Annotated in this window: 18 protein-coding genes; 12 read left to right on the top strand and 6 right to left on the bottom strand. The window is 49.8% G+C overall.

The annotated features are described in order from the left end of the window. The first annotated feature begins 11 nt into the window (after window positions 1-11). The 3 genes from fsa (at window position 12) to ACYVAD_RS22575 (ending at window position 5,043) form a co-directional block, all read left to right on the top strand. Window positions 12-680 (top strand): fructose-6-phosphate aldolase, encoded by a 669-nt coding sequence (fsa, locus tag ACYVAD_RS22585; RefSeq protein WP_461141808.1) that lies wholly within the window; start codon window positions 12-14, stop codon window positions 678-680. A gap of 68 nt (window positions 681-748) precedes the next feature. Continuing rightward, a complete protein-coding gene (locus tag ACYVAD_RS22580; protein WP_461141807.1) occupies window positions 749-1,429 on the top strand; it encodes a cell division ATP-binding protein FtsE in 681 nt (226 codons plus the stop codon). Between the two features lie 224 nt (window positions 1,430-1,653). Continuing rightward, window positions 1,654-5,043, top strand: a complete 3,390-nt coding sequence (locus tag ACYVAD_RS22575; RefSeq protein WP_461141806.1) for a reprolysin-like metallopeptidase — start codon at window positions 1,654-1,656, stop codon at window positions 5,041-5,043. A gap of 64 nt (window positions 5,044-5,107) precedes the next feature. Here ACYVAD_RS22575 and ACYVAD_RS22570 read toward each other — a convergent pair whose 3' ends face one another. From ACYVAD_RS22570 to kdsB, 3 genes are all read right to left on the bottom strand, one after another. Beyond that, window positions 5,108-6,355 carry a LuxR C-terminal-related transcriptional regulator gene (locus ACYVAD_RS22570; RefSeq protein WP_461141805.1) on the bottom strand — a complete coding sequence of 416 codons (1,248 nt, stop codon included), beginning with the start codon at window positions 6,353-6,355 and terminating at the stop codon, window positions 5,108-5,110. A 282-nt stretch (window positions 6,356-6,637) separates the two neighbouring features. Continuing rightward, window positions 6,638-8,212 (bottom strand): T9SS response regulator signal transducer PorX, encoded by a 1,575-nt coding sequence (gene porX, locus ACYVAD_RS22565; RefSeq protein ID WP_461141804.1) that lies wholly within the window; start codon window positions 8,210-8,212, stop codon window positions 6,638-6,640. Between the two features lie 145 nt (window positions 8,213-8,357). After that, window positions 8,358-9,122, bottom strand: a complete 765-nt coding sequence (gene kdsB, locus ACYVAD_RS22560) for a 3-deoxy-manno-octulosonate cytidylyltransferase (RefSeq protein WP_461141803.1) — start codon at window positions 9,120-9,122, stop codon at window positions 8,358-8,360. Between the two features lie 157 nt (window positions 9,123-9,279). Between kdsB and ACYVAD_RS22555 the strand changes: the two genes are divergently transcribed. The 4 genes from ACYVAD_RS22555 to ACYVAD_RS22540 all read left to right on the top strand — a co-directional run bounded on the left by ACYVAD_RS22555 (window position 9,280) and on the right by ACYVAD_RS22540 (window position 12,732). Continuing rightward, window positions 9,280-10,509 carry a septal ring lytic transglycosylase RlpA family protein gene (locus ACYVAD_RS22555; protein WP_461141802.1) on the top strand — a complete coding sequence of 410 codons (1,230 nt, stop codon included), beginning with the start codon at window positions 9,280-9,282 and terminating at the stop codon, window positions 10,507-10,509. 20 nt (window positions 10,510-10,529) lie between these two features. Continuing rightward, window positions 10,530-10,742 carry a hypothetical protein gene (locus tag ACYVAD_RS22550; RefSeq protein WP_461141801.1) on the top strand — a complete coding sequence of 71 codons (213 nt, stop codon included), beginning with the start codon at window positions 10,530-10,532 and terminating at the stop codon, window positions 10,740-10,742. A 58-nt stretch (window positions 10,743-10,800) separates the two neighbouring features. Next, window positions 10,801-11,577, top strand: a complete 777-nt coding sequence (locus ACYVAD_RS22545) for a TIGR02757 family protein (protein WP_461141800.1) — start codon at window positions 10,801-10,803, stop codon at window positions 11,575-11,577. A gap of 120 nt (window positions 11,578-11,697) precedes the next feature. Next, on the top strand, window positions 11,698-12,732 hold the full coding sequence (locus ACYVAD_RS22540) for an aldose epimerase family protein (protein WP_461141799.1): 1,035 nt from the start codon (window positions 11,698-11,700) through the stop codon (window positions 12,730-12,732). A 56-nt stretch (window positions 12,733-12,788) separates the two neighbouring features. Here ACYVAD_RS22540 and amaB read toward each other — a convergent pair whose 3' ends face one another. Beyond that, a complete protein-coding gene (gene amaB / locus ACYVAD_RS22535; RefSeq protein ID WP_461141798.1) occupies window positions 12,789-14,324 on the bottom strand; it encodes an L-piperidine-6-carboxylate dehydrogenase in 1,536 nt (511 codons plus the stop codon). A gap of 143 nt (window positions 14,325-14,467) precedes the next feature. Between amaB and ACYVAD_RS22530 the strand changes: the two genes are divergently transcribed. The 5 genes from ACYVAD_RS22530 (at window position 14,468) to ACYVAD_RS22510 (ending at window position 19,950) form a co-directional block, all read left to right on the top strand. After that, entirely contained in the window at window positions 14,468-14,851 is a 384-nt protein-coding gene (locus ACYVAD_RS22530) for a hypothetical protein (RefSeq protein WP_461141797.1), read from the top strand. Window positions 14,852-15,115: 264 nt separating this feature from the next. After that, complete coding sequence (locus ACYVAD_RS22525; protein ID WP_461141796.1) at window positions 15,116-15,670, top strand: RNA polymerase sigma factor; 555 nt, start codon at window positions 15,116-15,118, stop codon at window positions 15,668-15,670. Beyond that, window positions 15,667-16,482 carry an anti-sigma factor gene (locus ACYVAD_RS22520; RefSeq protein ID WP_461141795.1) on the top strand — a complete coding sequence of 272 codons (816 nt, stop codon included), beginning with the start codon at window positions 15,667-15,669 and terminating at the stop codon, window positions 16,480-16,482. The genes ACYVAD_RS22525 and ACYVAD_RS22520 overlap by 4 nt, the downstream gene beginning before the upstream one ends. A gap of 89 nt (window positions 16,483-16,571) precedes the next feature. Next, entirely contained in the window at window positions 16,572-17,099 is a 528-nt protein-coding gene (gene msrB / locus ACYVAD_RS22515) for a peptide-methionine (R)-S-oxide reductase MsrB (protein WP_461141794.1), read from the top strand. Window positions 17,100-17,376: 277 nt separating this feature from the next. Beyond that, window positions 17,377-19,950 carry a penicillin-binding protein 1A gene (locus ACYVAD_RS22510; protein ID WP_461141793.1) on the top strand — a complete coding sequence of 858 codons (2,574 nt, stop codon included), beginning with the start codon at window positions 17,377-17,379 and terminating at the stop codon, window positions 19,948-19,950. Between the two features lie 151 nt (window positions 19,951-20,101). Here the strand turns inward: ACYVAD_RS22510 and ACYVAD_RS22505 are convergent, their stop codons facing one another. Both ACYVAD_RS22505 and ACYVAD_RS22500 read right to left on the bottom strand, forming a co-directional pair. Continuing rightward, window positions 20,102-21,289, bottom strand: a complete 1,188-nt coding sequence (locus ACYVAD_RS22505) for an aldose epimerase family protein (RefSeq protein ID WP_461141792.1) — start codon at window positions 21,287-21,289, stop codon at window positions 20,102-20,104. 64 nt (window positions 21,290-21,353) lie between these two features. After that, a complete protein-coding gene (locus tag ACYVAD_RS22500) occupies window positions 21,354-22,424 on the bottom strand; it encodes a glycoside hydrolase family 43 protein (protein ID WP_461141791.1) in 1,071 nt (356 codons plus the stop codon). Window positions 22,425-22,442 lie beyond the last annotated feature (18 nt).

Below are 22,442 nucleotides of genomic sequence, written 5' to 3'. Positions count from 1 at the left end.
TTGAACAGACCATGAAATTTTTTATCGACACAGCCAATCTGGCTGACATCCGCGAAGCGCAGGAAATGGGAATTCTTGACGGCGTTACCACCAATCCATCACTGATGGCGAAGGAAGGTATCACCGGCAAAAACAACATTATGCGCCACTACAAGCAGATCTGCGATATTGTTGAGAGTGACGTCAGTGCTGAGGTTATTTCCGTGAAATACGAGGAAATGATTCAGGAGGGTGAAGAGTTGGCTGAGCTGGACGAGAATATCGTCGTGAAAGTCCCTATGACGGGCGACGGCATTAAAGCCATTAAATACTTCACAGAGAAGGGAATCCGAACAAACTGTACGTTGATTTTTTCAGCGGGTCAGGCCCTGCTGGCCGCTAAGGCTGGTGCATCCTATGTATCGCCTTTTGTGGGTCGGCTGGACGACATTTCGACCGATGGTATGGCGCTGATCGAGCAGATCATTACCATCTACAATAATTACGGTTTTGACACAGAGGTACTCGCGGCTTCCGTACGTCATCCAATGCACATCATTCAGTGCGCTGAGTTAGGCGCCGATGTCATGACCGCTCCGTTAAGCGTGATTAAGTCGCTCTTGAATCACCCATTGACCGACAGCGGCCTGGCGAAATTCCTGGCCGACCACGAGCAAGCGTCTCTCCCCGTAAAAAAATAAATTTTGCCAGCCCGATCCGAACTAATAAAATTTGGATCGGGCTACTGGCGATGTTAACGACCTATTCCATGTTTTCTAACGAACCCGTTCTTTCGCTCGATCACGCTGACATCTATCAGGACCAGAAACTGGTTCTCGGCGACGTATCGTTTCAGATCAACAAGGGCGATTTCGTGTACCTCATTGGTCGTACAGGCAGCGGAAAATCCTCGCTGCTCAAAACCTTGTACGCCGACTTGTGGATGAAGAACGGAAAAGGAAGCGTAGCTGGTTTTCCACTCCAGTCGCTCAAACCCCGCGACGTACCGCAGTTACGGCGACGCATTGGAATCGTGTTCCAGGATTTCCAGTTGTTTTTTGATCGCTCCGTTGAAGATAATTTGCGGTTTGTTCTGAAAGCGACGGGCTGGAAAGACAAAACAGCCGCAAACAATCGCATCGCCGAAGTACTGATGCAGGTGGGTCTGGGGACGGCACAGAAAAAAATGCCCCATCAACTATCTGGTGGCGAACAGCAGCGGGTAGTCGTGGCCCGTGCGATGCTGAACGAACCCCAGATTCTGATCGCCGATGAACCAACGGGAAATCTGGATCCAGCGGTTTCAGATCAAATTATGAAAGTCTTCCAGGCGATTAATAATGCAGGGACGGCTGTACTGATGGCTACCCATAATTACGAGCTTCTGCACAAATACCCTGCTCGCGTGCTACGCTGTCAGGATGGACAGGTAGTAGAGCTGAAGGGATAAAAGTTAGAAAGCAACAACCTGTAGCCCTCCTCTTCTTTGTCTCCTTGTTTGCTAAAATACCTGAAAAGAGACGCTAAGTATATTTACGCAATAATTTCTTTTTACTTCCTGAGAATAATCACTGATATAGCTGCTTACGGTGCTAAAACTACCCATTAAGGTAGTCTACAAGCCGTGACAGAACAGTACATTTGAGCCATTCACTAAACTCTAAGTTAATTGATATGCTCAATTCTACCTTTTATTTCTACCACTTTGCAGCATCAGAATCTCCAGGGTCTTCCTGGGGTGATACTACTCACAGGTGCTCCAACCGGCTCAGCTACTCGGTACGCCTATTGCTGATCATCGGTGTTCTCTTGAGCAGCTATTCCAGCTTTGCCCAGGATGGTTTCTTTAGCATGCTTAGCTCAGCACAAGCGCGGGTCGCATCGTCTGAACTACCGAATGTTGATAAATACAAACTCTATCAACTCAAAACTACCGCACTACGAAATTACCTGGCGGTAGCTCCCCTAGAAACCCGCCCTTTGGTTAGCCGCTTACGCCTGGCAATCCCGCTCCCCGACGGTACCACCGAAGTGTTCCTGATGGCAGAGTCACCTATATTGGCTCCAGCCGTTGCCGCTCAGCACCCCGAAATAAAGACGTATACAGGAAAGGGTATCACTCATCCAGCGTACACTATCCGGCTAAGTTTCACATCTACGGGATTTGATGCGATCATTTTAGGTCTTACTACAGGTACCGCATACATTACAAAGGTGTCGCGTGACACAAGCGATCAGCGGTATGCTACCTATTCGGCGCTTGACGTAAAAAAAAATGATTCTGCCAAAGCCTTTGGCAACTTCGGAAAATGCGGTACCCTGTCACCTGCTGTAGAAGCTCTCCCCGAGAAGCCGGGGGCAAAAGCACGCGTTGGTGCTGCTACAAGCAGCACGGGAACGATCCTGCGTACCTTTCGACTGGCCATAGCTGCTAATAAAGAGTTTACAAAACTTAAAGGCAACGATGACATCAATGCGTCATTCAACGCTGTGGTTGGCTACGTCAACCGGATGAATGCTGTGTACCGGCAGGAGCTGAGCGTTGCGTTTACCCTGGTCTCAGGGACCAATACCATTTTCAATAGTGCGAACGACCCTGGCTACGTCAACAGCGACCACACTTCCATGCTCGCCAAAAACCAGAGCGTCCTCGACGGAATTATTGGTAACGCCAACTATGACGTCGGGCACGTACTGGGATCGTCAGGTACAGGCTCATCAGGTGGTGGTATCGCACAGGGGTCCTCGGCTTGTCAGCCTGAATCCAAAGCAAAGGGCGTTACCGCAATGGGAGACCTCGCCTTCTTTGCGCCGGTCTTTGATGATCAGACCCTGTCTCATGAGGTGGGCCACCAATTTAGTATGGACCATACATTCAATAGCTCCATACCCGTTTGTACGACCCGCGAAGCCAAATACTCTGTTGAACCCGGCTCTGGAACGACCATCATGAGTTATGGCTATACGTGTAATGTCAGCAACGATCCGACAAAAAACGACGACTACGAAACCCCGCAATATCAGCCGTTTCTTCATTTTCACACGGTTAGCTATCAACAAGCGGTTAATTACATCAATACGCTGTCCTGCTTCACGACGACCCCGCTCAATAATTCAGCTCCCGTGATCGGCAGCTTCCCGACAAACGTTACGATTCCGAAATCAACTCCGTTCGAGTTGTCTGCGACGGCTTCTGACGCGAATACGACCGATAATCTGACCTATTCCTGGGAAGGAATTGACATCGGTAGCGAAGTACCTGACGCAACCGTCCTCGCTAACACGGCAAAACCGCCGTTCTTCCGGAGTTATGCCCCAGTTGCAATCGGTAAACGGACGTACCCTCGGCTAGCCGCCATTCTAAACGGCTCTAATTACGCCAAAGGTGACAAATTGCCTTCCATTGGAATTACCACTAACCATACCCTAACTGTACGCGATAACGTAGGGGGCGTTACGTTCCAAAGCATGACGGTAACCATTGATGGCAACTCGGGTCCTTTCTTGGAAACGACTAATTTGGCTGGAACTTATCCCGCAAAATCGTCGCAAACAATTACCTGGAGCGTCGCAAACACAACAGCTCCCCCGGTCAATTGCAGCAACGTTACGATTCTGTTATCGACCGATGGCGGCCTGACCTTCCCGGTTACGCTACTGGCTGATACCCCTAACGACGGTAGCGAAGCGATTACCCTTCCCGATGTCAGAACCAGTCAGGCGCGGATTAAAATCGCCAGCAGTAACAATGTATTCTTCGACATCTCGAACAGCAACTTTACCATTAACGAGCCACTTCCAGTAGCTACGCCGATTGTGAAGGTAAACAGCACAGACCCCACAGGTTCGGAAGGTGGTGCCAACGCGGGAGCGCGGCTCGCAGCCAGACAAGCGCGGCTCGGTACGGCCAGCGATCCTGGTTTCATCCGGTTCGAGCGTAGCAATACCCAGGGAGCGCTGGTTGTTAACTACGAGATTGGCGGTACCGCCAAAAACGGTATCGATTTTGTTACGTTGCCCACCTCTGTTACGTTTGCCGATGGGCAGTCGGTGTACACCGAGGAAATGGACCCCATTGAAGATGACATTATCGAGGGCGACGAAACAATCATTATTACCCTGATTGACGAGGATGACTACGATCTTGACCCGAACGAAAAGACAACCACGCTGACCATTAAGGATAACGATTTGCCCGCTACTACTTTCTCAATTGCCAGTGTAAGCTCTGTAGATTGCCAGACGATTTCAGCTGGTTTGCGCCGAATTAGCTTTACGCCCCAATACGCAGGTCAAACTGGCCAGCCCATTAGTTTCTCGGTCGCCAACGAAATGTTGCCGACTACGGCTGCGGGACCCTACACGCTGAGTTTATACACGGATAATCCAATCATTACGTTGAAAGCCAATCAGGCAGGGTCACCCACGGAAGCCAGTTTTGCCTACAAATGGCTAGCCAGTTGCGGGACGCCAGTTGTTGTGCCGCCGGTCTCCGCTACGTTTAGCATCTCGGGCGTAACGCCGGTAAACTGTCAGACAATCGCTGGAGGACTGCGTCAGGTAAGTTTCACCCCCCAGTACGCGGGCCAGACGGGCCAACCTATCAGTTTCTCGGTCGCCAACGAAATGCTGCCGACTATGGCTGCGGGGCCCTACACGCTGAGTTTATATACGGATAACCCGACTATTACGTTGAAAGCTGTCCAGGCTGGCTCACCCGTGGAAGCTAGTTTCACGTACAACTGGCTGGCTAACTGTAGCAACAACGTAGCAACCCGACTCACGGCGACATCGATGGCCGAAACGACGCTATCCATCCGGGTCTTGGGCAATCCCGTAACCAATGGACAAGCGAGCGTTGAGATTCGGGGCGCGGCTGGTCAATCCTTACGATTACAGTTAATCGACACGCGAGGACGCATCGTTACGTCTCACTCGGTAGAGCAGTCGGGAATCGTTGAGCAGCATACCTTCGACATTAGTCGTCATCCCATCGGTACGTTGATTCTACGAGCCACTACGCCTACTGAGTCGAAAAGTATTTCGCTGCTAAAAGCTGATTAGAAAGCCTCTGAATATACATTTAAAGGCACAGGCCGGTCAAATCTGACCGGCCTGTGCCTTTAGTTTATTTCTTCACACTTACCAGAAACTCCTTCCGGTCTTTGATCTCCATGAGCAAATAGATGTTTTTGATATGGTATTTGACCGTATTTTCGGAGATAAACATCGCATCGGCAATGGCTTTGTTCGACAAACCCGCGGCCATGTGGTAAAGCACTTCCCGTTGTCGTTCAGAAAGTTTAGTAAGCCGCTCATCCCCTGTCGTAACTTTACTGGAAACCTGGTTTTCGTTCGCTTTCAGGTAGGTTTCCAGCTCACGCTTCATGCTCGCGAAATCAGCTTCTAGCCGCTGCTGCTTGTTACGATACTGCACCAGCCAAACCAACAATGCAAGCGCCAGAAGTACCAGCACAACTATGGATATTGTTAGATACCACTCGTTGGTTTCAATCTGCTGCAACTCCTGGTCTTTATCTTCTAACAAAATAGCCTCTTTCTGATCGTGCAGGGAAGCTACTTTCTCATTACTGGCATAGAGCTCATTCAAGCTGTCCACCTTGCTTTGCGTTTTGACGATAGCATCAAGATCTTTTCTCTTTTTATAGATAGCCAGTAGTTCGTCGTATGCATACAAATTGTACTTGATGATATGACAGGAATCAGCCTGGGCGATGGATTTCTGTAACGCATTATCCATAAGATCGAGCCGGCTCATGGCTTCGTACAACTGCATTTTCTTCACAAAGATCATTGGCAGATCACAGGGGGAAGCTGAACGCATCAACCGAAGGGCTTTGTTGTACACCGCTTCCGCACGATCATACTGTTTACCAAGAAACAGCAAATAGCCCCGCTGCATAATAAGCTTCGACGTGTTTTCCTGGTTGATGTGGTTATAGCCCGTTTTCTCAATTCGGCGCATCAGTCGATCCGCTCTTTTGTAATCGTGTGTATCGAACAGGATGAACGCTTTTTCGGCATCAATCCCAGCAGCGTACTGAACTTTATTTGTCGTTTTGTCGGCAAACGTACTGGCGACATCCAAAAACTTTATCGCTGACTGGTAATCAAATACGCGCTTGTACGTGTACGAAAGTTGAACGGCGGCCTGGTATTTATCATCAGCACTGAATGAATCATCCTGAAGAACGGGAAGTAACAGCGCCTGCGATTCATTGTACTTCAACGAATTATTCAGTTGATATACCTTATCAGCCAACTGTCGAAATGAATCGGATTGTCCCAAGGCAACATGCCATAAGCAGAAGAAAAGGCCAATCAGACTACTACGTAGTGCGTAAATTTTATTCATAGAAAGCTGACATGAATAGCGCTCAATCAACCCAAAAAATACAAATAATTATTAACATATATACAAAATGGCCTGCCAGGAGAATCTAGTCTGCTCAAATCAGACACAACCTACTCCCGCCTAAAAAGACTGCTTTGTCACCAGTTATTTAATTGAACTGATCAATTTTTGGGCCGAATCCAGCTGGCACCTCCGGTTCTTTCTACAAAAAAAGGTCCACCAATCAGACGTACCTGATTGGTGGACCTTTGTGTAAACGATGTGCTTATTGTTCTCCCAATACTATCGTTTCGCCGTCAGATAGGCGAACGGAATAATCATTTCCTCCAGTGAAACCCCGCCGTGCTGGAATGTATTCCGGTAGTGATTTACGTAGTAATTGTAATTATTCGGATAAGCGAAGAAGTAATCTTCCAGCGTGAAGACATACGCCGTCGATACGTGTGGCTTGGGTAAGAACAAACGCTCCGGTTTGCGGCCGACAAAGAGGTGGTTGTCGTCGAATCCCAGATTTTTACCCTGCTTGTACCGCAGATTCGTGTTCGTTTCGCGGTACCCCACGATCTTGGCTGGTTTCTGCACCCGAATCATACCGTGGTCGGTGGTGATAACCAGACGCCCGCCTTTGGCCGCAATCTTCTGCACGAACTCCAGCAGTGGTGAGTGCAGGAACCACGAGCGCGTAATCGACCGGTAGGCTGATTCGTCCGGCGCCAGTTCCTTGATCATTGCCATGTCGGTACGGGCGTGCGACAGCATGTCCACAAAGTTGTACACGACCACGTTCAACTGATTCTGGAGCAGGTTATTAAAGTTATCGACCAGCGATTTCCCCTGATTAACGTTCAGGATTTTGTGGTACGACATCTTGATATTCAGGCGGCTTTGCTCAAGTTGCCGACGCAGGAATTCATCTTCGTGGTTGTTCAACCCTTCATCCTCGCTATCGTCATTCACCCACAAATCCGGATGCTTGCGCTCCATTTCACTGGGCATCATCCCCGAGAAAATGGCGTTCCGCGCGAAGCCCGTCGTTGTCGGTAAAATAGAATAGTACGACGATTCTTCCTCAACGGTGAAGTAATCGCTCAGTAGTGGCTCGATGGCTTTCCATTGGTCGTACCGCAGGTTATCAATCAGTACGAAAAACAGGGGATTTGTGTTCGGCCCTGTTCCCTGATCAAGCAGCGGAAACACTTTCTTCCGCATGAGCTGGTGCGACATAACCGGACTATCCGCTTTGGGGTCGTTCAGCCATTCCTCATAGTCGTCCATCACGAACTTGCAGAACGTAGCATTGGCTTCGCTTTTCTGCATATTCATGACCTCCAGCATACTCTTGTCCTGCGACTCATCCAACTCTAATTCCCAGTAGATCAGCTTTTTGTACACATCCGCCCAGGCGTCGAAGTCCATACGGTCGTTGTACTGCATCGAAATGTTCCGAAAGTCCTGCTGGTATCCAATGTTCGTTCGTTCGGTAACCAGCCGCTTGTTATCCAGAATTTTTTTGACCGATAACAGAATTTGATTCGGGTTGAGCGGTTTAATCAGGTAATCAGCGATTTTCGAGCCGATTGCTTCCTCCATAATATGCTCTTCCTCGCTCTTAGTAATCATAACCACGGGCAGATTGGGGCGCATCTGTTTTATCTGCGACAGCGTCTCCAGCCCCGTCATCCCCGGCATCATTTCGTCCAGGAAGACAACGTCGTAGTTAGCCTGCTCGACCTGGTCCAGCGCATCAGCGCCACTATTAACCGGTGTTACGTCGTAACCTTTATTCTTCAGAAACAGGATATGTGGTTTGAGGAGATCTATTTCGTCATCTGCCCAGAGTATCGAGTAATTTTGCATAAGATCAGGGTGCAGTTTTGGTTGTGCTTTGCCCTTGGCCTATTAGCCACAAAGCATCGTTAGTTTAACCTTAAACGCCCGCTTGTGTTCGAGGGGTTCGGATTTAAGCTTTTTTAACACCTCTGTTACGTACGCTTTTACGTCGCTACTCCATGAATTTACTGACCCGAATCAGATCATCCGGGGTATCAATACCGTGACTATCAATGGTTGTTACTACGGTTCGGATTCGATATCCGTTTTCGAGCCAACGCAATTGTTCCAGACTTTCGGCCAGCTCCAGCATCGACGGAGCCAATTGCGTAATCTGGCCCAGAATGTCGGTTCGGTAGGCATACAGGCCAATGTGTCTATAGTAAACAGGCGTAATTCCTCCGATTGGTTGCAGCCAGTTCTCGGACTCCTGCCCCCGACGAAATGGGATCGGATGGCGACTAAAATACAGGGCTTCCTGCCGCGTATTGATCACCACTTTCGGAGAATTCTGATTGAGTAAAGTTGCTACGTCGTCAATGACTTTAACCAGTGTGGCCAGCTCAGTAGCCCCATCAAGCACGGACGTCAGCAAGTCGATCTGTTCGGGCTGAATAAACGGTTCGTCCCCTTGAATATTAACAATGTACTCAGGCGTGTAGCCATCTGATTGGGCCAGTTGCTGCACTACCTCCTGGCAACGGTCCGTCCCGCTCTGGTGATGCACGGAGGTCATTACCACTTCCCCGCCAAAACCAATGACGTGATCAAAAATGCGCGTATCGTCGGTAGCAACGACAACCCGGTTCAGGGATGTAGCCAGCCGGGCCTGCTCCACTACCCGCTGAATCATGCTTTTACCACCTATGTCAGTCAACGCCTTAGCGGGAAAACGAGTCGATGCGTAGCGCGCGGGAATAATGCCGAGAATAGCCAATGGAATAAGGATATCTGATTTAAGGTCACAAAATAATCAGAATCCAGGGTCGATGGCCGTTTTATTAACAACTAGCCACATTTTCATTAATTTTACCAACGGCATCCTCAAACATTGTCCGCCGGAAATTCTTCCTGCCGTTTACAGTTGCGAACCCATGAAAAAGATCGTTACGCTTGCCGCTTCTCTGTTGTTGAGCGGTACTCTTTTCTCGACTCTCCTGCAGGCTCGTCCAGGTTTACCTGTTTCCAAGGTCGCCTTTGATTCAATCAGTATTGAGAAGAAAGATGGGAAACTGTTTATTCTGCATCGCGTAACGGAGGGTCAAACCATGTACGCAGTCGCTCGCCGGTATGGTCGGTCAGTGGCCGATATCAAATCCGCGAATCCGGGCATTCCTGATGCCATTCGTTATAATCAGGTGATCCGGGTACCTATTCCGGAAGGATCAATTAGCCGCAAGCAGGAGAAAGCGATGACGAAGGCGATACGCGAAGATGAAAAGATGAAAAAGCGTGAAGCCAAAGCGAAAGAAAACGGCCAGACGGGGCCCGTCGCCAAGAGTGAAACGCCGGAAGCTAAAGCAAACAAAGAAATTAAAAAATCGACTGACCCTACCCAGTCGGATATTCACGTTGTTGAAGCAGGTCAGACCCTGTACAGTCTTGCTCAGCGCTACAACGTTTCCCAGAGCGACCTGCGGAAGTGGAATAACCTTGCCTCGAACAACGTATTGATTGGCCAGGCGCTGGTCACGTCCGAAAAAGCGTATCAGGCCCGGACCCCATCGACTCCTTACAAAACAGCCGCTAAAACGCCGGATTCATCAACCCGGGGAACGCGACCCGGCACCACCCGAACCAACCCGGAACGGACACCTGCCCCTACCCGGCCAGAGCCCACTGCACCAGCCCGGCCGGAGTCAAAGTCTGAGCCGAAAGCCGAAGCAAAATCAGAATCAAAACCTGAACCGAAAGAAACTAAAGCGGAACGACCAGCAGCCGAAGCAAACCGCCCCGAACCATCGGCTCCTGCTGTTACGCCTAAACCTAACGAAGACGTCGTCCTCGAAACGCCACGTGCGGGCAACGATGCGCCCATGCCAATGCGGGGCCGGCGGATCTCCAACAGTGGTATTGCCGAAGAGATTGAAGGGAGTGACAATTCCGGCAAGTATCTGGCGCTGCACCGGTCGGCTCCCATTGGCTCGCTGGTTCAGGTGCGTAACGCGTTCAACAACCAGAGCGTCTGGGTCAAAGTCGTTGGTCGCTTACCCGATACGGGCGTAAACGACAAGATTTTGATTAAGTTATCAAGTCAGGCTTTCGCGAAACTTTCGCCTAACGACCAACGTTTTCGGGCTGAGGTAAGCTACATCGTGCGCTAACGCACCAACAAATTCTAGTTATGGAAAATAAAGAAGAACGTATTGCCCGTCGGCATCAGGAACGTGATGCGCAGATGAAAGCCACTCCGGGCTACGTAACGTTCAATATCATGTTTATCCTGGCGTATCCGTTCATCGCTGTTTTTACCTTCGTGATGTCCAGTCTGCTGGCTATTTTTTCTGGCATTTCGCGGGCAGCTGCCTGGGTTGTCAGCGGAGGGCGTTCCCGCTAGTCTCTTACTTTATGCCCACGTTTAGTGGGCCGCCAGCCAGCGAACTAGCGTATTTTTCATGGATTACTCTCTTCTCTCCGACCTACTGAACGCCAAAGTAGATCAGTACAATCGTCCGTCATTCATTGAGCGTGATCCCATCAGTATCCCACATCGATTCAGCCAGAAACAGGACATTGAAATTATGGGCTTCTGGTCGGCGGTGCTTGCCTGGGGGCAGCGGCCGGTTATCCTGAAAAAATCAATGGAGCTGGTTACATTAATGGACGGGGCTCCGTACGATTTTATCCGCAATCATGAGGAAACCGATTTGAAACGGTTTCTTGCCTTCAAACACCGCACGTTCAACGCAACCGACGCGCTGTATTTTCTGCATTTCTTTCACCAATATTACCAGGCCCACGATTCGCTGGAAGATGCTTTTCTGGGCGATCCCGCGCCAGCTTCCTCCGACACTGTCGAGCCGGCTCTGATCAGGTTTCATGATCGATTCTGCTGCGATCCGTTTTTTCCCGATCGTACGCGTAAGCACATTGCTACGCCCGCCCGCAACTCATCCTGCAAACGATTACTGATGTTTTTACGCTGGATGGTTAGGCAGGACGACAGAGGAGTTGATTTCGGACTATGGACACGCCTGCGTCCGGAGCAGCTGGTCATGCCAATCGATGTTCATGTCAATCGGGTAGCCCGCAAGCTAGGATTACTTACCCGCCCCCAGACCGACTGGAAAGCCGCTTTGGAATTGACGCAAACGTTACGTCAGTTCGATCCCGCCGACCCGGTACGTTATGATTTTGCCCTATTTGGGCTCGGTGTTGAAGGCGAAATGTGAGTGGCCTTTGCTGCTAATTAGCCATTCGTTTCATCCCTAGCTTATGAGTTTTGACCGGTGGTGGGTAAACAATATTCCCGTTGAACGGATTATTAGCATATCGACCTGTCTAACAAAATTATGCCATTCCAGATTACTACTCAGCCATTTGGACCATTACCGTCGGCAACAGAACCGATTACCGAGTACATCCTAGAACACACTGAATCAGGCGAATTCATTACGGTATTGCCTGGCTACGGGGCTACTCTTCGACGTCTGGTTTTGCGTAAAGGCAATAAGCTTTTCGCGCTGATTAAAACGCCGGAATCTCCTCAAGCCCTGTACGCCGATGAGACCCATTCCAGTGCGTTATTATATCCATTCGTCAGCCGTATTCGCCACGGAATTTATACGTTCGAGGATGAGTCTTACACCCTCAAACTGAACGAAGCCAGCCGGGATAACGCTATTCACGGTTTCGTATACGACAAAGAGTTTACGGTGGTTGCCCAAGAAACGACCGACACATCGGCTCGAATCACCATGCAGTATGACTACAAAGGCGAGTTTAGCGGTTACCCGTTTCCCTTTCTGTTGACCGTTACGTACGAATTAGTACAGGCTGATTTGTTAAAACTGGGTAACGCTCATGAGGATGATAAAATGTCGGCGCTGCGAGTCAGCTATTCGGTTCGCAATACCGGCCCAACTCGTAGTCCGTCCGCTTTCGGCTGGCACCCGTATTTCATGTTTTCGGAAGCACCAATTGATAACCATCTCCTGGAACTGCCCGGACGGACTGAAATTACGCTGGATTCAAGAACGATGCTACCAACCGGCCGTTACGACAAAACACCTGCTGAGCGTATAGATCTCTACGACAAAGTGCTTGACACCCCCTTTCAGATTGAGCCAACGGGACAGAACCCAGATGGCAGCACTTTTGCCGAAACATCACTAGTCTCCGCGGAGCACAATATCCGCCTGACCATGGGTCAGGAAACGGGCGAAGGTAAGCTGAATTACATGGTCTGCTTTACGCCCCTCAAACGGGATTGTATTGCAATCGAGCCGCTCACTTCTAATGTTAATGCGTTCAACAACGGCGAAGGGTTGACAGTACTTCACCCCGGTGAAGATCTGTCCGGAAACATCTGGGTCCGGCTTGATTAATAACTTAAATGAATCGCAAATCGGGGGACGACTGACCAGTCGTCCCCCGATTTGCTTTATAAATCAAACGAAATGCCTTGTGCCAGCGGCATCGTTGTACCATAGTTAATCGTATTCGTTTGTCGGCGCATGTAGGCTTTCCAGGCATCCGACCCTGATTCCCGGCCGCCCCCCGTTTCTTTTTCTCCACCGAAGGCACCACCAATCTCAGCACCCGACGTGCCAATATTAACGTTGGCGATACCACAATCTGATCCCGAAGTAGACAGAAACTGTTCGGCTTCGCGCATGTTCAACGTAAAAATAGCCGACGATAATCCTTGCGGAACGGCATTTTGCTGGGCAATGGCATCTTCTAGTGAATGAGCACGCAATAGGTACAGAATCGGCACGAACGTTTCCCGCTGAACAACCGGCCACTGATTTTGGGCTTCGGCAATGCAGGGTTTTACGTAACAGCCGGATTCAAACCCTAGCCCACTCAACACACCCGGTTCCACCACAAAACGCCCGCCTGCCTGCCGGATCTCATCGATTGTTAGCTGGTACTGGTGCACAGCCTGCTGATCAATAACGGGCCCAACGTGATAGGACTCATCGAGTGGATTTCCAATACGCAGCTGAGTATATGCTTTCTGCAACCGCTGTTTTACGTCGTCGTAAATACTGTCGGCCACGATGAGCCGACGTGCCGTTGTGCATCGTTGCCCGGCGGTTCCCACCGCCCCAAACACGATGGCAGGAATCGCTAATTCCAGATCGGCATGTTCTGAAAGAATGATAGCGTTATTACCTCCCAGTTCCAACAGGCTACGCCCCAGCCGACCAGCCACTGCCTGTGCCACGGCTTTCCCCATCCGGGTGCTTCCCGTGGCTGATACCAGTGCCACCCGAGGGTCATGCGCCAGCCACTCGCCCACCTGATGGCCACCTGTCACCAGACAGGATACACCCTCAGGTATATCGTTCGCCCGAAGCACATCACCAATAATCTGTTGGCAGGCCAGTGCCGTCAGCGGTGTTTTTTCCGATGGTTTCCAAACGCATACGTCACCACAAACCCAGGCCAGCATGGCATTCCACGACCAGACCGCCACCGGAAAGTTGAAAGCCGAAATGATCCCAACAACGCCGAGTGAGTGCCACTGCTCCATCATTCGGTGAGCTGGCCGCTCCGACTGCATGGTCAGTCCGTAGAGCTGGCGGGACTGCCCCACAGCGAAATCGCAGATATCAATAATTTCCTGCACTTCGCCCAGCCCTTCCTGAAGCGACTTACCCATCTCGTAACTAACGAGCGTTCCCAGTTCGCGCTTGTACTGCCTGAACTGTTCGCCCATCTGCCTGACAATTTCACCTCGTTGCGGGGCTGGTACTAAGCGCCAGCTTTGAAAGGCCGTTTGAGCGGTTGTAATAACCTCATCATAATCATCGCGAGTGGATGTGTACACCCGGGCAATCAGTTTGCCATCCACTGGCGAGTGGGAATCGATAGTTTTTCCACCGCCTGACGTGTCCGCCGGCCAGAATTGCTGACCGGTACTAGTACCTGGCTTTGTCGGCTGCGTGGGTAAAGGAAGAATCGTCTGCATACGATTAAAATCTAAATCCGGGAAACAGCTGGCCATCAGCAAGAAGGCCAGTACATGATCAAACTTTTCGGTGAAAACCTGGTTTAAAAATGACAGTTTCTTTATAAAAACGAATCAACTCCGATTCATTACTTATCAACGTCATGAAAATTACACACGCACTCAGCCTCACCGCAATGGGTTTATTCCTGGCAGGTACCGTCAGCCTGGCTCAAACTCCAACCGAGTCTTCGGCCGCATCAGTAGGCGCTACTAAAGATGGTTCGATGTCCACTCAATACACGGACAAAAACCAGGATGGCAAAAAGAAGAAAAAAAATAAAGACCGGATGAACGGCAAAATGACTACCGGTCAGATCAACGAGGAGAAGAGACTGTACCGGGAAAGCTCAAGCAGTGACGGTACGTCAATCAATAACAGTAACACAACTAACTACAACAGCAATAACGTAACGACGGCTCCTACGGGCGTTGGTAGTGTGCCCACTCCCGCAACGACGGGTACAAAAAGTACTACTCAACCTTAATAATGAGGTTGAGTAGTACATAAATTCTACGTAGGCTCTTTCATTTTGATTTTTTAGTAGTAGTTTTCGCCGATGTGTTCAACCTTGCAGAAAAAGTAGTGGGTAATCAATCGGCAACGCTGATCGACTTATCTGTTACTTTCTGGCTGTCACCACTGGTAATAGTTTATCAAGTATAAACGACTGGCAGTGTAGCTTACGGTAGAGATGATCTTTCTCTCCATTTAGCTTTCGACCTGCATTTACTTTACTTAACTTTCCTGCGTGAAACGTCAGTCTTCTTTAATCTCGGAAAGTGTCCTGATCGAGAGGCTTAACCAGCACGATCAACAGGCCTTTCAGTGGCTCTACGATCAGTACTCCCCGGCCTTGTACGGGGTAGTACTCCGCATTGTACGCGATGAAGATCAAGCGCAAGATCTCTTGCAGGATATTTTCGTAAAAATCTGGAAGAATCTGGAGTCGTATGATGCAACAAAAGGGCGTTTGTTCACCTGGATGCTCAATGTATCACGTAATACGGCCATTGATGCCCTGCGTTCTCGTAAAACACAACCAAATAACGAAATCCGAACCGACGAGGATAACGTACATATAGTTGATCGGCAACATAACACTGAACAGCCTAACTCAGATTACATTGGCATTCAGGATGTTGTCAAGCAACTGCGCCCGGATCGGAAGGAACTTATTGACTTGGTTTACTTTGGTGGTTATACGCACGAAGAAGCAGCCGAAGAGCTTAATCTTCCGCTAGGAACCGTCAAAACCAGAATCCGAGCTGCGTTGCACGAACTAAAGCAACTATTCAAAGCATGAACGTAGCGGAATACATAACATCAGGCATACTTGAATCGTACGCGCTTGGTACAGTCAACGACCAGGAACGACGCGAGGTTGAATGTCTTTCGTCTATCTATCCCGACATACGTACCGAGCTCGATGAGCTGTCAGAAGCACTTGAGAAATACGCTCTGGCTCAAAGCGTAGAACCACCCGCGCTTGTCAAAGAAAAAATTCTTCAACAGCTTCAATTCCCGCCTTCAGAGCCAAGTATCGTCCGGCCCATGTACCCTAGTGAGCCACTCTCCGGTCCTACATACCGAATAACCTGGGTTGTGGCCGCATCTGTCGGTTTATTACTGCTCGTATTTTCCTTCTTCCTGTTTTCCCGCTTAAGAAGCAACCAGGAGACATTAGCCAGCTTACGAACGACGAACGAGACATTACAAGCTGAAAGCCGCCAGTTAGGCGATTGGCAGAAGCAACAGGATCAGATTATGACGCTGCTTCGCCAGCCAGGCACCCGCACGCTTGTCTTACAGGGCAATGAGAAGGCTCCCAAAGGCGAAGTACTTGTATTTTGGAATGCCAACTCCCGCCAGGTTGTCGTCAATGCCTCCTCACTACCACAACTTGGTCCCGATCAACAGTATCAACTCTGGTCGTTGGTAGGTGGCAAACCAGTTGATGCTGGCGTATTTGACGTAGCGCAGTCCGGTCGAGTTGTTCAGCAACTAAACCGACCAATTGCTCAGGCTGATGCCTTTGCGATTACAGTCGAAAAACGCGGTGGCAGCCCAACGCCTACTCTATCGACGCTACTGGCTATGCAGCCCGTGGGCTCCTGAACGATTGACAGATCTTTGCTGTTTTTACCTATAGACAGAGGCTAGAATCGTAACCCTGTCTCGACCAACTATATCTTAAACAACAACCTATGAACTCCCCCTTATTAGCCTGGCTATCAGCTTGGTTATTAGTCGCCTTCACCATTTTTGCTACCTGCTCACCCACTATCTTTGGGGCTTCAGCTAAGCCAGTAATACCCTCACCCGCTCAAACACAACCCGGAGGACGGAAAGTCGTCAAAACAGACGCGGAATGGAAGAAGATTCTAACGGCCGATCAATACGCCGTGCTACGCAAAGAAGGTACAGAACGGGCGTTTACTAGTCCACTGAACGACATTCATCAGGAGGGTACGTTCTACTGCGCGGCCTGCCACAATCCGCTTTTTTCGTCCAGCACGAAGTTCGATTCCGGTACGGGCTGGCCTAGTTTTTATAAGCCGATTTCAAAAAATGCAGTCGACGAAAAAGTTGACAAGGCATTCGGCATGGTGCGAACTGAAGTAGTCTGTAACGTATGCGATGGGCATCTTGGTCACGTTTTTGACGATGGTCCCAAACCTACGGGTCTTCGTTATTGTATGAATGGCGTCGCCATGACCTTTGAGAAAAAGTAATACGAGACCTTAGCGTTTACCCCGTTCCTATCAACGGGCTTCCGTAGTATTGATCATTAATTCTAAGCCGGGCTGTATGAACAGCCCGGTTTTCATGTATTAGATCGCCCGAAAATACGTTATATTTGACGCCCGACCTGTTCAATTAGCCGACCTGGTGTCGCTTGGTGAGCAGAACGCCTTCGGACCGAAATCGGCTGGATTAATTGCTACTGCAGTAGGCGCCACAACGAAGTTACGGCAGCCAGCCAACTGAGAACATATCGACCAAGAATGTATGAGTGAACACAGGAAGCGACTCCAAGGAGTAAGACACGCCTTTGGAGCATTCCGGCAACGCCAGCAACAGTTAGGTAAAGGCATTAGCCGCCAGATTAATCGTCAGACCCGTCGTATTGCTGGCGATGAGCGGGTGAATTCCTGGACGGCTGCCTACAACAACTACTACAATAATTTCCGCTCGTTTGTCCATCGGTACATTGATCCCGACAGTTGGTACTATTCGTATCTGAAGAAGGGTCTCAAAGTTGTACTCGGGGTGTTTTTGTTTCTGGGGCTTTACGTCTTCACCCTAAACTACAATTTTCTCTGGCTGACCGGTGCCATGCCTAGCGTCGAAGAGTTGCAAAAGCCAAAGCTTAATCAGTCGTCAGAAATATATTCGCAGGATGGGGTGATGATCGGTAAGTTTTACGCTGAAAACCGTACCCCTATCAAATACGAAAATATTCCGAAGCACATCATCAACGCGCTGGTAGCCACCGAGGATGTCCGGTTTTACAAACATGGCGGGGTAGATGGCCGATCAGTAGGGCGCGCTTTTGTCGGCGTCCTGACCGGACGTAGCAGTACAGGGGGCGGCAGTACCATTACGCAGCAACTTGCCAAAAACCTCTTCAAAACCCGTCGTAAGACGTCAACAGGTTTACTCACGCGTCTTCCGCTTATTCGAACTATTATCTACAAGTCAAAGGAGTGGTTGATGGCGCTCAAGCTGGAACGTAACTTCACGAAAGAAGAAATTCTGACCTATTACTTCAACACCGTTGACTTTGGCAGCAACTCATTCGGTTTAAAAACCGCAGCCCGTACCTTTTTCAATAAGGCACCGGATAGCCTGAATGTGCAGGAAGGCGCTGTTTTAGTTGGTCTTCAGAAAGCAACAACGGCTTATAATCCGCTAAAAAATCCGAAACGGTCCAAGCAGCGCCGGGATGTCGTTATCGGCCAAATGGCCAAATACAACTTCCTGACGAAAGCGCAGGCCGATTCCATCAGCGACTTACCGCTGGTGACTGACTTCACGCCCGAGAATCCGTACTCTGGTCCGGCGAGTTACCTGAAAAATGCGGTTCAGGATCAGGTAAGAAAGTGGGGCGAGGAGAACGGATATGATCTCTATACCGATGGGCTACGGATTATTACGACCATCGATTCCCGAATGCAGGCCTATGCCGAACAGGCTACGAATGAACGCATGAAGCAGCTACAGCGTACGTTCGATAATCACTGGCGGGGCCGAAATCCCTGGACTGATGAAGATGGTAATGAGATCCCTGGTTTTATCGACTCGGTAGCCCGTCGAACCGAGCGCTACAAGAGCCTAGCCCGCCGGTTCCCTAACGATCAGGACTCGATTAATTACTACATGAAAGTCCGCAAATACAAAATGCGGGTGTTTAGTTGGAACAGCAAAAAGGGCTATGATTCAACGGAAATGACGCCGTATGACTCCATTGCCTACTACAAGCATTTTCTGCAATCGGGCATGGTAGCTATGGATCCTCACACGGGTCACGTTCGAGCCTGGGTAGGAGGTATCGACTATGATTATTTCAAGTACGACCACGTTAAGCAGGGGAAACGGCAACCGGGTTCTACGTTCAAACCGTTCGTATACACCAGCGTGATTGACGACACGTTGCTGAACCTCAGTCCCTGCGACCGGATTCAGGATAAACCATTCCGAAAAGAATATCGCGAGAACGGCGAAGACAAAGTTTGGGAACCTCGTAACTCGACAGGGTATTATACCTACTCAAACATGACGTTACGTCGGGCGATGGCTCGCTCAGTCAATTCGATTACGGCACAACTCACCGACGAAGTAGGCCCAGAACGAGTTGCGCAGTACGCTCATCGGATGGGTGTTAAAAGCCAGCTCCAGCCAGTTCCATCTATTGGCCTCGGATCGTCGGACGTCTCCCTGTACGAGCTGGTAGGCGCTTACTGTACTTTCGTCAATGACGGTGAAGCGATCTCGCCGATTGTCGTTCAGCGCATCGAAGCCCAGGACGGGAAGGAAATTGAAACCTTTACCCCAACCCGTCAGCGCGCTATCAGCGAAGAAACGGCCTTCCTGATGCGCTATATGCTACAAGGTGGTTTGCAGGAATCAGGCGGTACGTCACAGGCATTGTGGTCTTTTGATTTGTTTAAGAACAAAAATGAGATGGGCGGCAAAACCGGAACAACATCCAACAACTCAGATGGTTGGTTTGTCGGAGTTTCTGAAAATCTCGTCGTTGGTGCCTGGGTTGGTGGGGATGACCGTAGTATCCACTTTCGTTCTACAGACATGGGCGAAGGCGCTAAAACGGCACTACCACTGGTGGGTACATTCCTCGAGAAGGTGTACAAGGACCCTAAGTTCAAATCATTGCAGGGCCCTTTTCATAAGCCGACTATTCCGATCACGAAAAACTACCTGGATTGCGGCTACTCGGACGACGAAGTCGAAAGCGAATCTGACTCCACGGATGTTGATGCTGTCGGTGATTCCACGCTGGCTCCTATTAATTCCGGTGTAGAACCTACAACGCCACCAGACACCACAAACCGACAAGAATAACCCAATCTGAAGGGCACGTAAAAAAGGGGGCAGCTAGTAAAGCCGCCCCCTTTTTTTACGTTAGGATGTTTATCGCATCAAATCCCAACTTCTATCTTCCGTTCCGATAGCTTTCTCCTATTGGCATAAAAACCCCTCGTTGTGAGAGCATTTACTTTACCGTAGAGAATCGGTACTCTGTTGTCTGACGGTACGTCTGGCCAGGTTTTAGAATGGTGCTTGGGTAGGTTGGGTGGTTAGGCGAATCAGGGTAATGCTGGGTTTCCAGCGCAAACGCTTCCCGGAAGTTGATGGGTTTGCCATATTTACCCGTATCAGCTCCTTTGAAGAAGTTACCGCCATAAAACTGGATGGCCGGTTCAGTGGTCATTACTTCCATACGGATACCCGATTTATCACCAATCATCTCGGCTGCCGTTGTGAACTCACCCGCTTTCTTGTTAAGTACCCAGTTATGGTCGTAACCGCCACCGAACGTTAACTGCTCGTTTTTCTCCTCGAGCCGGGAGCCAACCTTTGTCAGTTTTCTAAAATCAAAAGGTGTGCCGGCTACCGTGGCTGGCTCACCCTGTGGAATCAACCCTTTGTCGACCAGCGAGTATTTGTCGGCAATCAGCATCAGTGCATGATCGTTAATCGTACCACTGGCTTCGCCGTTCAAGTTAAAAAAAACATGGCTAGTGGGATTGTACGGAGTAGCCCTGTCGGTTGTGGCAGTGTAATCGATTTTCAGTCCGTTATCGTCCGTCAGCGAGTAGGTTACTTTTGTTGTTACCGTGCCGGGGAAGCCACCTTCACCATCTTTCGATACGTAGCTCATTTCCAACGTTTTATCATTCGGCTGTTTGGCCTGCCATACATGGTTATGAAACCCACTTGGACCACTGTGCAGGGTATTCCCGTTGTTGTTTAGCTCAGTCGCGTACGTTTTTCCATCAAGGGTAAACTTCCCATTGCCAATGCGATTCCCAAATCGCCCAACGATAGGGCCGAAGAAGGGCTCACCCGTCTTTTTGTACCCTTCCAGACTACCAAAGCCAACCGCAACATCGGTTGGCATACCCATTTTGTCGGGCACAATGAGCCCGACAATTCGTGCACCGTAGTTCGTAATTGCTACCTGAATATCTTTATTGCGTAGAATATAAAGGCTCGCCTTCTCGCCGTTTACGTCTCCACCAAACGTAGTGGGATCGGGCAATTTAGCCCGTAGTGCGGCAGTTGTATCGCCGGTCGCCACCGCGATCGAATCGATCTTACCTTGTTCAGACGTGTTGGTCTGGCAACTTTGTAGATAAAGCGTAGCGGCAATCAGAGCCGGTAAAAAAAGTCGTTGCATGACAATCGGGCAAACGGTTTGGATTGGATATTTATTACGTAACCAAAGCCCTCGGAGAAAAGGCTTACTGGCCGGGGGCTGGCTGTGGGGTTTTAGCAATCGGACTGCCAAAATTAGGCGAGCCATCCGCATTCCAGGTAAACGGCTGAATATGCGGGGCGCGTTTGTTCCCGCAGCCATCTGTAGCGGATGGATTAGCGTGGTAGATCATCCAGTCCTGTTTCCCATCCGGTGAGCGAAAGAAGCCCCCATGCCCCGGTGCCCACACGCCCTTTTCTGGCGCCTGAACAAAGACAGGCTGTGGGTTTTTAACCCAGCTGGTGGCATCGGTTAACTCTCCTTTGCCCCTATAGGTCAATAGGCCCATGCAGTAATCCAACCAGCAGGCATTAGCCGAGTACACGATAAACAATTTACCATCGTGCTGAAGAAACTCGGGGCCTTCGTTCACGTATATCTTGGGAACTTCACCGTTCTTTTGCCAATCCTGGGGTACGTCGCCGTGCCGTTCCCAAGCAAGTTCAGGTTGAGAAATGAGTACCCGTTCTGTTGCCAGCGTCCAGGGGTTTTCCAGACGGGCCAGATAAATATTTTGTTGCCCGTTCGTTGCTCCCTCCCATCCTGACCAGATAGCGTACCGTTGGCCATTGAACTCGGTTACCGACATGTCGATAGCCCAATGGTCGTCTTTGTCGCCGATCTTTCCTTTCATCACCCACTCCCCCGTCATTGGATCGGGTGATGTGTTCTCCAGTACCCACATTCGGTGGGAAAGGTTGTTCTGTTCATCGGCCGCTACATAGATGTACCACTTTCCATCGAACGAATGAATTTCAGGCGCCCAGAGGTCTCGGGAGTATGGTTGGTTAGCGGGTGGAGTATACACGACTTTACGTTCAGCGTTGGCCAGTTCAGCCATGTTTCGGGTGCGCCAAAGCGTCAAATTCCGCCCCGTCGTGTTCATGTAATAATACCAGCCATCTTTCTGAAGTACCCAGGGGTCGGGTCCAGAGTCTTTTATGGGGTTGGTAAACGTTTGCTGCGCTACCAGCGGACTGCCCGTTAGAAGAACCCAGAACAGGGCGTACCCGACAGCCCAACGAATAGAGAAACGTGCGTTAAAAACTACCAGCATGCTGCTAGAAGTTGAATT

The sequence above is a fragment of the Spirosoma pomorum genome (assembly GCF_054776615.1).
This window is presented reverse-complemented; position numbering and strand designations above follow the sequence as displayed.